General features: G+C 58.1%; 15 protein-coding genes. 7 read left to right on the top strand and 8 right to left on the bottom strand.

Translation table 11 applies throughout. The annotated features are described in order from the left end of the window. Positions 1-64 precede the first annotated feature (64 nt). On the top strand, positions 65-856 hold the full coding sequence (locus QU660_RS09105) for a DNA/RNA non-specific endonuclease (protein WP_304946200.1): 792 nt from the start codon (positions 65-67) through the stop codon (positions 854-856). Here the strand turns inward: QU660_RS09105 and QU660_RS09100 are convergent. The 3 genes from QU660_RS09100 to QU660_RS09090 all read right to left on the bottom strand — a co-directional run bounded on the left by QU660_RS09100 (position 835) and on the right by QU660_RS09090 (position 2,880). Continuing rightward, positions 835-1,431, bottom strand: coding sequence for a thiamine phosphate synthase (locus QU660_RS09100; protein ID WP_304946199.1), 597 nt, complete (start codon positions 1,429-1,431; stop codon positions 835-837). The genes QU660_RS09105 and QU660_RS09100 overlap by 22 nt on opposite strands. A 3-nt stretch (positions 1,432-1,434) precedes the next feature. After that, the gene (locus QU660_RS09095) at positions 1,435-1,932 is read right to left on the bottom strand and encodes a hypothetical protein (RefSeq protein ID WP_304946198.1); all 498 of its coding nucleotides are present in this window, start codon (positions 1,930-1,932) and stop codon (positions 1,435-1,437) included. Positions 1,933-2,133: 201 nt separating this feature from the next. Continuing rightward, positions 2,134-2,880 (bottom strand): hypothetical protein, encoded by a 747-nt coding sequence (locus QU660_RS09090; protein ID WP_304946197.1) that lies wholly within the window; start codon positions 2,878-2,880, stop codon positions 2,134-2,136. Positions 2,881-3,058: 178 nt separating this feature from the next. Between QU660_RS09090 and pepF the strand changes: the two genes are divergently transcribed. The 6 genes from pepF to QU660_RS09060 all read left to right on the top strand — a co-directional run bounded on the left by pepF (position 3,059) and on the right by QU660_RS09060 (position 8,843). Then, positions 3,059-4,855 carry an oligoendopeptidase F gene (gene pepF / locus QU660_RS09085; RefSeq protein WP_304946196.1) on the top strand — a complete coding sequence of 599 codons (1,797 nt, stop codon included), beginning with the start codon at positions 3,059-3,061 and terminating at the stop codon, positions 4,853-4,855. A gap of 78 nt (positions 4,856-4,933) precedes the next feature. Then, positions 4,934-5,578 (top strand): 5'-deoxynucleotidase, encoded by a 645-nt coding sequence (yfbR, locus tag QU660_RS09080; protein WP_304946195.1) that lies wholly within the window; start codon positions 4,934-4,936, stop codon positions 5,576-5,578. Further along, positions 5,556-6,281 (top strand): thiamine phosphate synthase, encoded by a 726-nt coding sequence (locus QU660_RS09075; protein WP_304946194.1) that lies wholly within the window; start codon positions 5,556-5,558, stop codon positions 6,279-6,281. The genes yfbR and QU660_RS09075 overlap by 23 nt, the downstream gene beginning before the upstream one ends. Positions 6,282-6,402: 121 nt before the next feature. Then, a complete protein-coding gene (locus QU660_RS09070; protein WP_304946193.1) occupies positions 6,403-6,711 on the top strand; it encodes an ArsR/SmtB family transcription factor in 309 nt (102 codons plus the stop codon). Positions 6,712-6,721: 10 nt separating this feature from the next. After that, on the top strand, positions 6,722-6,937 hold the full coding sequence (locus QU660_RS09065) for a cation transporter (RefSeq protein ID WP_304946192.1): 216 nt from the start codon (positions 6,722-6,724) through the stop codon (positions 6,935-6,937). A 13-nt stretch (positions 6,938-6,950) separates the two neighbouring features. Beyond that, a complete protein-coding gene (locus QU660_RS09060) occupies positions 6,951-8,843 on the top strand; it encodes a heavy metal translocating P-type ATPase (protein WP_304946191.1) in 1,893 nt (630 codons plus the stop codon). On the opposite strand, the gene QU660_RS09055 is transcribed toward QU660_RS09060, so the two are convergent. From QU660_RS09055 to ribD, 5 genes are all read right to left on the bottom strand, one after another. Continuing rightward, a complete protein-coding gene (locus QU660_RS09055) occupies positions 8,818-9,750 on the bottom strand; it encodes a LysR family transcriptional regulator (protein WP_304946190.1) in 933 nt (310 codons plus the stop codon). The two genes, QU660_RS09060 and QU660_RS09055, sit on opposite strands and share 26 nt — an antisense overlap. Positions 9,751-10,201: 451 nt before the next feature. After that, a complete protein-coding gene (gene ribH / locus QU660_RS09050) occupies positions 10,202-10,672 on the bottom strand; it encodes a 6,7-dimethyl-8-ribityllumazine synthase (RefSeq protein WP_304946189.1) in 471 nt (156 codons plus the stop codon). A gap of 57 nt (positions 10,673-10,729) precedes the next feature. Next, positions 10,730-11,947: a GTP cyclohydrolase II gene (ribA, locus tag QU660_RS09045; protein WP_304946188.1), complete on the bottom strand. Its 1,218-nt coding sequence runs from the start codon at positions 11,945-11,947 to the stop codon at positions 10,730-10,732. A gap of 32 nt (positions 11,948-11,979) precedes the next feature. Next, positions 11,980-12,615: a riboflavin synthase gene (gene ribE / locus QU660_RS09040; RefSeq protein ID WP_304946187.1), complete on the bottom strand. Its 636-nt coding sequence runs from the start codon at positions 12,613-12,615 to the stop codon at positions 11,980-11,982. 2 nt (positions 12,616-12,617) lie between these two features. Then, entirely contained in the window at positions 12,618-13,700 is a 1,083-nt protein-coding gene (gene ribD / locus QU660_RS09035; protein WP_304946186.1) for a bifunctional diaminohydroxyphosphoribosylaminopyrimidine deaminase/5-amino-6-(5-phosphoribosylamino)uracil reductase RibD, read from the bottom strand. Positions 13,701-13,725 lie beyond the last annotated feature (25 nt).

The following is a 13,725-nucleotide window of genomic DNA, read 5'->3' as shown; positions in this document are numbered from 1 at the left end:
GTGGGGAGCGAAACGGTATACTTGCCTATAGCAAAGAAATCAGGCGAGAGAACAAGGGGGAGCAATGTCGGCATACAGACGAAAGAGGCGCGGGGGAAACATACGTAAGGCGCTGTGGATCCTGCTGATACTGCTTACCCTGGGAGCCCTGCAGCAGACACTGTGGCCGAATGCCCGGCTGCCGTGGACAGACCGGGCGGAAAAAGAGGCAATCGGCATCATCGTGCCGCCGCCCGGAGATCCCGCGGAGGCGGTGCTAACGGCGGTCGGAAGCTATCAAGGCAGCCCGGACATCAGCATGAACATGGGGCAGCCGCTCTTTACGGAAGAGGAACGGCTGCTCGGCGAGCAGCATGAGACAGAGGGCTATGAGTCCTATGCGGACTTGGATGCGCTTGGGCGTTGCGGTCCGGCCTTTGCGGTTCTGACAAAAGCGACCATGCCGACAGAAAAACGCGAGAGCATAGGCGATGTGCGGCCGAGCGGCTGGCACACGGTGCGCTACGATGATTTGATCGAAGACAAGTATCTCTATAACCGCTGCCATCTGATTGCCTACATGCTCTCCGGGGAAAATGCGAACCCGCAGAACTTAATGACGGGAACCCGCTACCTTAACATAAGCGGGATGCTGCCCTATGAAAAACGGGTCGCGGATTACATCGAGAACGGCGGCGGCGCGGTGCTCTACCGTGCAACTCCCGTGTTTCTCGGCGATGACTTGCTTGCGCGGGGGGTAGAGCTCGAAGCGGAGGCACTCCGGGATCCGGAGTTTTCCTTCCATGTATTTCTCTACAATGTGCAGCCCGGCGTGCGCATCGACTATGCGAGCGGTCAGAGCAAGCGGGAAGGCTGAGTGAGCGCCGAGCGCATACAGGCGCCGGCCGCCCCGGCAGCAAGCACTTCCGGAAGTCGTTCCGGGGTGATGCCGCCGATTGCATAGACCGGAACCGGAACCGCCTTACAGACCTCTGTGAGGAAGGAAAGACCGCGCGCCGCGAGCCCGGGTTTACAGTCGGTTTCATAGATATTTCCCGCGATGAGATAGCTTGCGCCTAAGGAGACGGCGCGCACGGCCTCATCGACAGCGTGCACCGAAGCGCCGAGAGAGGAGCAGCCTTCCAAGAGGGAGGGCTGCTCCTCTTTGATTTGTTGCAGCAGGGCAAGCGGGAGATGCAGGCGGTCACAGGGGAGTTCCTTTGCCGCGCGCGGAAAGGAGTGGAGGATCAGCGGCACGGAAGGGATACGGGCGCGGACGCGCCTTGCGAGGGCAAGGTAATCCGCCTCTCGCATATCCTTTTCGCGGAGCAAGAGGGCGTGCGGTCGCATTGCCGATACGCGCTCCAGATAGGATAAAAAGGCAGCCTCGGGCGCCGCTTCGCAATCAAACAAATGTCGGTCACTCACGATGATGACCCGGGAGAAGTCCATGGCTCAGCTCTCCACGCGGTTCATATAGTAATCCCAGCCGAAGACGGCCTTTTCGCAGAGGACGCCGATGCGGTAGGAAGGCGTTATAAGCGTGTCGTATTCCTCGGCCTGCGGGAACTCGATGCCGAGCTCCAAGAGAATCTTGCCGTCCGCTCTTGTTTCGCTGAGAATCTGGAAGAGGTACACGTCGCGGAGCTCGGGGAGCAGCGCGGTAACTTCCGCCGGGGAGAGCAGGGTGTCCGGGACGGATTCGAGGAGCACATCGTTTGCGTCTCGGTACTGATAGCCCTCTTTTACACTCTCGGTAAATTGTCCGCCGAGTAAGCGCAGCTGAACAGTACCCGCATAGCTCGCGGTGAAGTTGGTGTTTTGCGAGTTTTCCGGGAGAACAATCAGTGCCTCGAGTGTCAGCTGAACACCGGCCGGGCTTGCGCTCATCTCCGTGAGCACGCAGTCGGAAAAGGAGAAGTGGGAGAATTCGTTGACGGATTGGTATTTCATACCTGTCCTTTCTGCGGGGCGAGCGCCCCGGGGCTTATCATTGACGACGGACGGTGTTTTATTTTCCGTCCTTCATTAGGTCTATGATAGCGTAAATCCGAGGAGGCGCAAATCTTTTCTGTTTGTAATGCCTTTCTGTATCGAACGAAAAAGAAAATCCCCGGCGCCCATAAGGGAACCGGGGATATTTGCAGTGCATTGTCAGACGGTCGTATCATCCTTGTTTTCGGTGTTGTCGGAAGTTTCGCTTTCGCTCGCAACGCTTTCAGGAGCGGCTTCGGCAACGACGGTCTCAACGTTTTCCGGCGCAGCGGTTGCGGTATCGACCGTTTCGTTAGCGGCAGTTTCCGCAGTGTTTGCAGCGGTCGCGGCAGCTTCGGAAGCGGCCTTAGCCTCCTTGGCTTCCTTCATCTTCTCGCTCTGCTTATTGATTTCCTCGGAAGCGGATTTCACGGCGGTTGTGGTTGCCTGTGCGACGGTCTTGGAGAGATTTTTGCTCGCGTCCATGACTTCGTTCAGCGTATCTTTCGAAAGCTTACCGCCGGAGAGTGCCATGGCACCGAAGACGGCGGTGGCAACGGCTGCAAGCAACACAAGGACGAAGCCGAAGCCGATGTGTACCGCAACACCGTAGGCTTTGAGCTCCGCACCCTGGGAGCCGAGCATGCGTCCGATGTTGATGAGATTCAGGAGCATGATGACACTCTGCACAGCACCGATTGCAAAGATGCCGGTCGCAAAGTTCTTCGGAAGCGCTGTCTTATGGTCTTTCAGGCAGGCAAGGACAATGGCGACGATTGCGAGTATGATGATGAAGGTTCCATCGCCTTCGGTACCGCGCACACTCATGGAGCCGAAGATACCCGCGGAGACGGTTGCCCAGGGGAGCAGACTCCCGAGGATGGCAGCAGCAGAGGAAATCAGGATAAACAAGCGATTTTTATTCATTGGCATATCTCCTTTCTGCCTTACTATACCATAGTTTGACAATATTAAGGTTAAAATTTTCATATAGGCAAAACTAAGTCTTGCCTTGTGAAGAACGCCCAAAACAGATTCACAAAGCAGTTTATTTTTGGTACGATAATACAGAAGATAACAACGGACTTCGAAAGGAGAGGATCCTATGGAACAGAAGCTGCCCAAGAGAAGTGAGGTTGCGGTGGAACAAACCTGGAAGCTGGAGGATGTCTACCCGGATTTACAGGCCTTTGAGGACGATGTAAAGCGCGGCCTCGCATTGGCGGATGAAATCGCGGGTTACGAAGGCAAGCTCGGCGACGGCGCGGAGGTGCTCTTAAAGGTCTATGAGCTCTATCAGGAGTGCAAGAAGACAGACTACCGCTTCTTCGGCTATGCGATGATGCGGAGCGACGTGGATACCGGAAACGCGGACAACCTTGCGCTCTTACAGAGGGCGCAGAGTGCGGATGTAAAGATTCTCGAGAAGACGGCTTTCATCGAGCCGGAAGTGTTGGCACTCGGCGAGGACAAAATCAACGCTTATTACGAGAGCTGCCCGGCGCTCCGCGCATTCAAAATCACGATTGACGATGCGATTCGTCTTGCGCCGCACACCCTGAATAAGAGCGAGGAGAAGCTGCTCGCGGCGGCAAACATCATGGCGCTCGCACCCTATCAGAGCTTCTCGATGCTGCAGAATGCGGACATGAAGTTCCCGACGGTCAAGGACGGCGACGAGGACGTACAGATCACAAACGGAAGATTTACGCTGCTCGAGGCTTCTCCGAACCGCGAGTTCCGCAAGGAAGTCTTTGAACAGTACTACGGAACCTATAAGAGTTTCCGCAATACCATTGCCTCTCTCTACGATGCGCAGATGAAGCAGCTCTTCTTCTTTGCAAAGGCGAGAGGGTATAAGAGCTCCTTTGAGGCGGCGGTCGGCAGAGACAATGTGTCCCCGCAGGTCTGCGAGCGCCTGCTCTCCAGCGTTCACAAGAACATCGGGCCCTTCCACCGCTATATGGCGCTCAGAAAGAAGATGCTCGGCGTGGATGAGCTCCACATGTACGATATCTACGCGAACATGTTAAAGGACTACGAGCGCAGCGTGACTTACGAGGAGGCAAAGGAGATGCTGCTCGAGGGTCTTGCACCGCTCGGCGAGCACTACCTTGAGCTGCTCCGCGAGGCGTTTGAGAATCGCTGGATCGATGCGGTCGAGAACGAGGGCAAGCGCGTCGGCGCATACTGCAACTCGGTCTATGCGACCCATCCCTTTGTCCTGATGAACTTTAACAATACCTTTGAGGACGCCTTTGTGCTTGCGCATGAGTTGGGTCACGCAATGCACTTCTGGCACTCCGACCACAGTCACGACTTCTTTGACGCGCAGTACAAGATGTTCGTCGCGGAGGTCGCTTCGATTACCAACGAGGTCCTGTTGAACCACTACCTGATCGGTAAGGCGGAGTCCCGCGAGGAGAAGGCGTATCTCATCAACCACCTGCTTGACAGCTTCAAGGGAACGCTGTTCCGCCAGGCCATGCTCGAGGAGTTCGAGATTGAGAGCAACCGGATGTCGGAGACGGGTGTGCCGATCACGGCGGATACGCTTTCCGAGCTCTATCTCCGCCTGAACAAGGAGTACTACGGTCCGGCTATGGTATCCGACCCGCTGATCGGCGAGGAGTGGAGCCGCGTGCCGCACATGTACATGAACTTCTACTGCTACCAGTACGCGACGAGTTTTGCGGCTTCGGTTGCGGTCGCAAAGCGCATCCTGACCGAGGGAGAGCCCGCACTCAAGGATTACATCCGCTTCCTCTCCGCAGGTTGCACGGACGATCCGGTCAGCATCCTGAAGATTGCAGGCGTGGATCTCTCGACCGAGAAGCCGGTTGAGGACGCAATGAAGTACTTTGATGAACTGCTGACACAGCTTGAGGAGCTGGCAGAGTAAATCGCGAGAGGCGCCCGAAAGGGCGCCTCTTTTTGAGAAATTTTTAGCGTTCGGTCATTCAGTAAGAGAGGAGTCAAGATGGCAGTTACGTTTTTTGCGGCTCTGTCGCGTATGAAATACATAGACCGCTGGGCGCTGATGCGCGCAAGCCGCCGCGAGAACTTAAGCGAACATGCGGCCGAGGTCGCGATTTTGGCGCACGCGCTCTGTGAAATCGGAAATGTGCGCTACGGAAAGCAGCTAAACGCAGACCGGGCGGCGGTAATCGGCCTCTTTCACGATGCGAGCGAGATTATCACGGGCGATATGCCGACCCCGGTGAAGTACGGGAGCGAAGCGCTCCGAAAGGCTTACCATGCGGCGGAGGAGAGGGCAACGGAGAGCTTACTTGCGCGTTTGCCGAAGGAACTCGCGGAGGTTTATGCGCCCCTGCTCGGCGTGGTCACCGCGGCGGAAGCGGGCGGCGCGGAAGAACTATATCTTTGGCGGCTTGTCAAAGCGGCGGATAAGCTCTCGGCCTATATTAAATGCCTCGAAGAAGAGAGCGCGGGCAACACGGAGTTCCGCACGGCAAAGCGCAGCATAGAGGCAGAGCTTAAGCGGCTCGCCGGAGAATTGCCGGAGCTTCGGGAGTTTATGGAGAGCTGCCTGCCGCCCTACGGCAATACGCTGGACGAGCTCTCGGTCGAGGGGGATTGGAATGAAAACGAGAATGTGGACTAAAGAGACGCTTCGCCGCGCGCTGCTTCTCTATGCGGTGAGTTCCCGCGCCTCGCTTCGCGCGGGGGAAACACTTTACGGCGCGGTGAAAGAATTGCTTGACGGCGGCATTACCATGCTGCAGTGGAGAGAAAAGGGGGAAGAGGACGCAGCGCTCGCGGCCGAGCGGGAGCGCGTGCAGGCGCTCTGCCGCGCGGCGGGCCTTCCCTTTATCATGAATGACAGTTTGGAAGCCTTTCGGAAAAGTGGGGCGGACGGCGTGCACCTCGGGCAGACAGATCTCCGAGAGGCAGCGGCGCGGTCGCTCGGAATTTCGGTGGGAGATACGACAAAGCTCCCGGACGGCAGCATCAAGGCTTTGGTCGGCGAGGGGAAGATACTCGGTATCACGGCGAGAAGCGTAGAGGCCGCAAGAGAGGCAGAGCGCCTCGGGGCCGATTATATCGGCGCGGGTGCGGTCTTCGGGACAGCAACCAAGGCGGATGCCCTGCCGCTTTCCATCGCGGCCTTCCGGGAAATTACAGAGGCGGTTTCGATTCCCGTGGTCGCAATCGGCGGCATCAACGAAGAAAATGTTGAGAAGCTTTCGGGCAGCGGGGCGGCCGGCATTGCCGTGGTTTCGGCGCTCTTTGGCGCAGAGGAGCGGCAGCTGACGGCTGCGGCATTGCGGGCAAAGGCAGAGAAGCTCTTCGGCAACAAAAATTAGCGGCGTTAAAGCTGAAATTTCTTTGACATTTCCGGAAAAAGTGGTATTCTGAAGTCGACACATGAACAAATGCTCATATGCTCAGATATGAAAAAGACTTGCAAGTTGAGAGGAGGAAGGCATGACGGTGGCAGCAATGCAGAGGGCGCCGAGCGAAGATCAGCTCTATGATTTGGCGGAACTCTTTAAGGTGTTCGGCGATTCGACGAGAATGCGCATCCTTTACCGGCTGTTTTCGGGTGAGTACGGCGTGAATGAGCTCGCGGAGAGCCTTAATGTAACGCAGTCGGCCGTTTCCCGTCAGCTCAAACTCCTAAAGCAAGCGAGACTTGTCAGGGCACGCCGCGAGGGGAAGTCAATGATTTATGCGCTGGCGGATGAGCATGTGCGAACCATGATAGACCAGGGACTGGAACACATTTCGGAATGAGGAGGCAGAGATGAAGAAGAAATTTGCTTGTGAGATTGACTGCGCGAACTGCGCAAAGAAGGTTGAGGATGCGATTCGGAAGCTGGACGGTGTTGTGGACGTGAAGGTGAATTTCCTGATGCAGAAGTTCACCCTGGAGGCGGCCGATGAGGTCTTTGAAGAAGTGCTCGAGGAAGCGATTCGGACGGGGCAGAAAATCGAAGCGGATTTCAGCGTGAGCCGTTGAGTGGGGGCATCCTATGAATCGAAAGCAACAGACTTTGCTTCGCCGCATCTTACTTGCGGTCGCGGGCTATGCGGCCATTCTGGTCTTTCAAAAGAGCGGCGCGGCCGAAGCGCTGCGTACTCCCGCATGGTTGATCGGTGTTCTCTTCCTGCTTCCCTATCTTCTGGTTGGCCGGGAGGTAATCCTAAAGGCGCTGAAGAACATACGAAACGGCCAGGTCTTTGACGAGAACTTCTTAATGCTCATTGCAACGGTCGCTGCCTTTTGTATCGGTGAGTACTCGGAGGCCTGCGCGGTCATGATTTTTTATCAGGTCGGCGAACTCTTTGAGTCGCTCGCGGTCGGAAAATCCCGCGCGTCGATCACGGCGATGATGAGCATTGCGCCGGAGTACGCGAATGTGGAGCGCGAGGGCGAGATTGAGCAGACGGATCCCGACGAGGTAGAAGTGGGCTCGGTCATCTTAATCCGTCCCGGCGAGAAGGTACCGCTCGACGGCATTGTCCTCGAGGGGAGCTCCTTCCTCGACACGGCGGCGCTGACCGGTGAGCCGGTGCCGCGCGAGGTGAGACCGGGCGATACGGTGATCAGCGGTTGCGTGAACGGGGAGACCGCGCTCCGTGTGAAAACGACCAAGGCGTATGAGGACTCGACGGTTGCGCGCATTTTGCAGTTGGTCGAGAGCGCGAGCGAGAAGAAGACCCGCATGGAGAACTTCATCACTCGCTTTGCGCGCTGGTATACGCCGGTGGTCACAATTACGGCCTTTTTGCTCGCGATTGTGCCGCCGCTCATGCTCGGTGCACCTGCGGCGCCCTGGATTAAGCGCGCCTGTATCTTCCTCATTGTATCTTGCCCCTGTGCGCTGGTCATTTCGTTGCCGCTCGGTTTCTTCGGCGGCATCGGTGCGGCATCGAAGCGCGGCATTTTGGTCAAAGGTTCCAATTTTCTGGAGAGCGCCGCGGAGTTAAAGACCCTGGTCTTCGATAAGACAGGGACGCTCACGCGGGGTGAGTTCCGCGTGGTCGGCATTCACCCGTCGGAGGGCTCCGGGCTCAGCGAGGAAGAGCTCCTGGCGCTTGCGGCCCACGGCGAGAGCATTTCCGCACACCCCATTGCCCAGTCCATTTTGCAGGCCTACGGCGGCAGCATAGAGCGGGCGCGGCTCGGCGAGATGCACGAGACGGCCGGACACGGCCTCGCGGGACAGCTGGACGGCAGAGAGCTGCTCCTCGGCAACGAAAAGTTGCTTAAGAGCAAAGACATTGATTTCCCCGCGGTCAAAGAGCACGGCACCGTGGTCTATGCGGCACACGGCGGCTGCTATGTGGGGCATATTGTCATTGCGGATGTTCTAAAGCCGGGGGCTTTTGAGGCGTTGAAGGCGCTTCGCGCGGTAGGGGTCGAGAAGCTGGTCATGCTGACCGGTGACCGCAAGGAGGCCGCGGAGGCCATTGCGGCGGAAGTCGGCGTCGACACTGTGTATCACGACCTTTTGCCCGCGGATAAAGTGGAGCAGGTGGAGCGCCTGTTAAAAGAAGCGAAGCCCGGAGAACGGGTCGGCTTTGTGGGCGACGGCATCAACGATGCGCCGGTATTGATGCGCGCGGATGTAGGCATTGCGATGGGTTCCCTCGGGAGCGACGCGGCGATTGAGGCAGCGGATCTTGTCATTATGGACGATGAGCTCTCGAAGCTTGCGGACATCATACGCATTTCGAGAAAGACCGTTTGCATTGTGCGCCAGAATGTCGCTTTCGCCTTGGCGGTCAAGGCAGCGGTCTTGGTTCTCGGCATTTTCGGACTCGCCAATATGTGGGAGGCGGTCTTCGGCGATGTCGGTGTCACGGTCCTCGCCGTGCTGAACGCGATGCGTGCGCTCACGCCTCCGTCCGCTCGGCGCTGAGACAAAATTCAATTTCCTCCAAGAAACGAAGCATCAGATCATTCGGAACGGTTCCCTTTTTTAGGATGTAGCCGATCCGCATGGTCTGATTTTTATTTCGCCTGTCCTCCCGGAAGGGCACGGCGACATAGTCGGAGCCGTTTAAATCGCGACTTATGATGCCCGAGCAGAGGGTATAGCCGAGAATGGAGCGCATGAGATTTAAGTTGGTCGCGCGGTCGGAGGTCTTAATGACGCGCGGGTAGTCGCGGTCGCTCAAAATCTCCTCGGCGAGAAAGGCAGAGCTGTCCTCGCCCTGGTCAAACTGGATGCAGGGGTAGGGCTTGAGCTCCTCGAAGCTGATGGCGTCGAGGGAGGCCAGCGGGTGGTCCTTGTAGAGATAGACATAGGCGTTGCACTCGATCAGCGGGTGGAATTCAAGCAGTTCCTCTCGAAAAATCTTGGAGAGAAAGCGGTGATTAAAGCCGCTCTCGTAGAGTATGCCCACATCGGACTTGCCGCTGATCACATTGCGGATCACATCGATGGTGCGGGTCTCGAGGACGGAGAACTGGTACTCGTTGGTGTCAAAACTCTTCGTCATGCGGGCAAAGGCCTGGGTCACAAAGGAGTAGTGCTGGGTCGAAATCGAGAAGCGCTGGCGCACCTGCCGCGCGCTGCCGAAACGGTCCATGAGGAGCTCATATTGCTGGTGCAATTCCCGGGCGCGCGCCAAAAACTCGGTGCCGTCCGGTGTCAGGCTGATGCCGCGCGAGTTGCGGTTAAAGATGCGAAAGCCGAGCTCTTCCTCGGCCTCTTTGACGGCGTTTGTGAGCGCGGGCTGTGAGAGAAAGAGCTTCTCCGCGGCGCGGTTGATGCTGCCGGCCGCGGCAATCTCCGTGAGATAATAGATTTGCTGAAGGGTCATGACAGTCTCCTGCTATACAGTGGAGTTATAGGTATCAAAGGTGATACTAACACGCAAAACCGCGCAAAACAAGGGCATGGCAAGAATTACGATGAGGCATATGCTCTGCGCGCGGCGGCACAAATCAGGCAAATATGCAGGGAAGAAAAACAGAGAGCGTTGAAGACAGTATGTGATTGAGATTTGAGAGGTAGGGGTTCGAAACAGGGAAAAAGCTCGCCGCCGGGAGAACCGGAGACGAGCTCTTTTTGAGATAAGTTGCAGAACGACATATGTCGGAACTTAGGGGCAAGTATCCGGAAAAGCCCGGCCTAGGTCGCCTTCCTCCGAGCGTGTCGAGCGTGAAGTGAGCAAGCGAGAAAGGCCGCGGCTTGTGTTTCCGAAAAACAGCTTACGTTTATACGTACATTTGAAAGCGAAGTTCGCTGCGGAGTCGAAGCGGAAATCATGCTCAGAGTTTCTCGAGGAGAGAAACCATTTCGAGCGCGGCGACGGCGCATTCAAAGCCCTTGTTGCCGGCCTTCGAGCCCGCGCGGAGCAAAGCCTGTTCCAGGGTATCGCAGGTCAGGACACCGAAGAGCACGGGGAGGCCGCTCTCCAAGCCGACGGCGGCAATGCCCTTGGAGACCTCGCTGCACACATAGTTGTAGTGGTCGGTGTCACCGCGTATCACCGCGCCGAGCGCAATGACCGCGTCGTACTTGCCGCTCTCCGCCATTTTCTTGGCGACAAGGGGGAGCTCAAAGGCGCCCGGTACCTTGGCGAGCGAAATCTGTGCGGGGAGCACGCCGTGGCGGAGCAGCGCATCCTCCGCACCGTCAATGAGGCGGGAGACCACAAGATCGTTAAAGCGCGCCGCGACAATGCCGATGCGGATTTTTTCGGGGGCCTCGAGATATAAACTTCCTTCGTAAAGATTCATGGTGTTATCCTCTCTTTCTCTTGTTCAAACATAGGGGGTACTTGCGGGCAAAGCGTTTCAGCAGCTTTCGCGGAGCAGGGTCTCATCGAGCAGATGTCCCATGCGCTTCTGCTTGGTGCGAAGGTAACGGATGTCGTGGCGGTTTGCGGGGATCTCAATCGGGACACGGGATGTGACCGGAATGCCGAAATCCGTGAGCTGTGTGATCTTATCGGGATTATTGGTCATAAGACGCAGGGACTGTACGCCGAGACTGCGGAGCATGGCCGCCGCGGGCGCGTAATTCCGGAGATCGTCCGCAAAGCCGAGGGCGCGGTTTGCCTCGACGGTATCGAGCCCCTGTTCTTGGAGGGCATAGGCCTTCAGCTTGTTGAGGAGGCCTATGCCGCGTCCCTCCTGACGGAGGTAGAGGAGGACACCCTGTCCCTCCGCTTCGATCTGCTTTAGTGCGCGCTGCAGCTGTTCGCCGCAGTCGCAGCGCTTGGACCCGAAGACATCGCCTGTCATGCACTCGGAGTGCATGCGGCAGAGGACATTGCTCTTACCGCGCACCTCTCCCTTGACAAGCGCGAGGTGTTCGAGGCCGCTCAGCGGATCGAAAAAGCCGTGGATTTCAAAATCGCCGAAGGCACTCGGGAGCGCGGCGCTCGCCGCTTCTTCGAGCGCATAGTCGTAGCACTCGCGGTAGCGCACCAGGTCCTCGATGCTGATGATGCAAAGGCCTTCGCGCTCGGCGAGGGAGAGCAGTTCTTTGGTGCGCATCATCTCCCCGTCTTCGCGCATAATCTCACAGCAGAGTCCGGCGGGCTTAAGACCCGCGAGGCGGCAGAGGTCAACGGTCGCCTCGGTGTGGCCGCGGCGCTCGAGCACGCCGTGCGGGCGGGCAAGGAGCGGAAAGAGATGGCCGGGGCGGCGAAAATCGGAGGGAACGGCATCCTCGGAGACCAGCTTTCTGGCGGTCAAGGCGCGCTCTGTGGCGCTGATGCCTGTGGTGGTCTCCATGTGATCGACAGAGACCAGAAAGGCGGTCTCGTGGTTATCGCTGTTTACGGAAGACATTGACGGGAGCGCGAGCTTTTCCGCATAGCTTGCGTCTATGGGGAGGCAGATCAGTCCGCGGCCCAGACTTGCCATTTGGTTCACAAGTTCTGTGCTCGCAAATTCCGCCGCACAGATCAAATCGCCCTCGTTTTCCCGCTCGGGGTCGTCCACACAGAGTATCGCTTTGCCGCGCCGCAACGCTTCGAGCGCCTGTTCAATCGTAGAAAAAGCCATGATAACTCCTTTCTTTTTATAAACCGTGCCATTCAGTAAGCGAGGGCGCGAAGCAGGCTCTCGTTGACGGAAGTGTTGTTCGAAGACTGTGACAGGGAGAGTGCCCGCAGGACGTACTTGCCTATCATATCCGTCTCCAGATTGAGGCGGTCGCCGGGCCGTTTTCCGGCGAGGGTGGTGACTGCGGCCGTGTGCGGAATCACGGAGACCGAAAACAGGGTTTCGGTCACCTCGACCACGGTGAGGCTGATGCCGTCGATCGCGACGGAGCCCTTTTCAACGATGCCCCGCAGAAGCTCGGGCGCGGCGCGAATCGAGAATATCAGCGCATTTCCCTCGGGGCGCACGGAGAGCAGGCTGCCGACCCCGTCAATGTGCCCGCTCACAAAGTGGCCGCCGAAGCGACCCGTTGCCGGGAGAGCGCGCTCCAGATTGACAAGGCTGCCTGTGCGCAGTTCTCCGAGATTCGAGCGATGCAGGGTTTCCGGCATGACATCGGCGGTAAAGCGCTGTCCGGAAAAAGCGCTCACGGTTAAGCAGACGCCGTTTACCGCAATGCTGTCACCGAGGGCAAGACCTTCCGTTACCTTGCTCGCAGCAAGGCTCAGTTTTCCGTTGCGAGGCGGTGTGAGTACCCGTCCCTGTTCTTCAATGAGTCCGGTAAACATAATCAGAGTTCCCCCTCGAGTAAAATGTCGGAGTCCAGTTGCCGCAGGCGGAGATTTTTCAGTCGAAAGGCCTCGTCCGGCAGGGCAACGCCGTCTCCGCCGAGCGCGGAGGAGGCCGTGCGGCCGCCGAAAAGTTTTGGGGCGATATAGGCCTGCACGCGCTGGGCAAGTCCTTCCGAGATGAGGGACCAGGCGAGTTCGGCACCGCCTTCGACAAAGACTTCGTTGATGCCGCGTTCGCCGAGGCAACGGAGCAGTTCCGGGAGCGGAACTCGCTCGCCGGAAAAGCAGAGAACTTCGCAGCCGGCACGGAGATAGGGTGCATGGCGCTCGCTGTCCGAAACGCAGCAGGCAAGCAGAGTCGGAATCTCCGCTGCGCTATTTACAAGGGCAGAGGAGAGCGGGGTTCTGAGTGCGGAATCGCAGACAACGCGGAGCGGGTTTCTGCCGCCCGGAATTCTGCAGGTGAGGAGGGGATCATCCTTCAGCACGGTGTTGATGCCTACCATGACAGCGCCGGCCGCGGCCCTGCTCCGATGGACCTCCTCGCGCGCGGCCTCGCCGGTAATCCAGCGGGAGGCGCCGGAAGCGCAGGCGGTTTTTCCGTCCAGGGTCATCGCGTATTTCACGGTGACCAGGGGAAGGCCGGTCTTCATGTGGCGAAAAAAAGGCGCGTTCAGGGCGTCGCATTCGTCCGCCAGAAAGCCCTCCGTAACCTGTATACCCGCGGCGCGGAGCGCCGCCACACCCTTGCCCGCCACCAGCGGGTTCGGGTCCGCGCTGCCCACAAAGACCGCGCGGATACCGGCATCAATGACAGCCTCGGTGCAGGGCGGTTGCTTTCCGTGGTGGCAGCAGGGCTCCAGCGTCACGTAGAGAACCGCGTCTTTGGGAGAGTGCCCGCGGCGCTTACAGTCCTCGAGCGCGGATCGTTCCGCGTGGAGGCCGCCGTAGACCGCATGCCAGCCTTCGCCTAAAATTTCACCGTCCCTCACGAGGACGGCGCCCACCAGAGGGTTCGGTGCCGTGTGTCCGCGGCCTCGCGCGGCGAGTAAAACGGCACGCCGCATCATTTCTTCGTGCATAGAAACTCCTCTCAAACAAAAAAAT

The sequence above is a fragment of the Stomatobaculum sp. F0698 genome, assembly GCF_030644385.1.
Lineage (GTDB): Bacteria > Bacillota > Clostridia > Lachnospirales > Lachnospiraceae > Moryella.
Note: the sequence above shows the minus strand (reverse complement) of the source record. Positions and strands in the feature narration are given on the sequence as shown.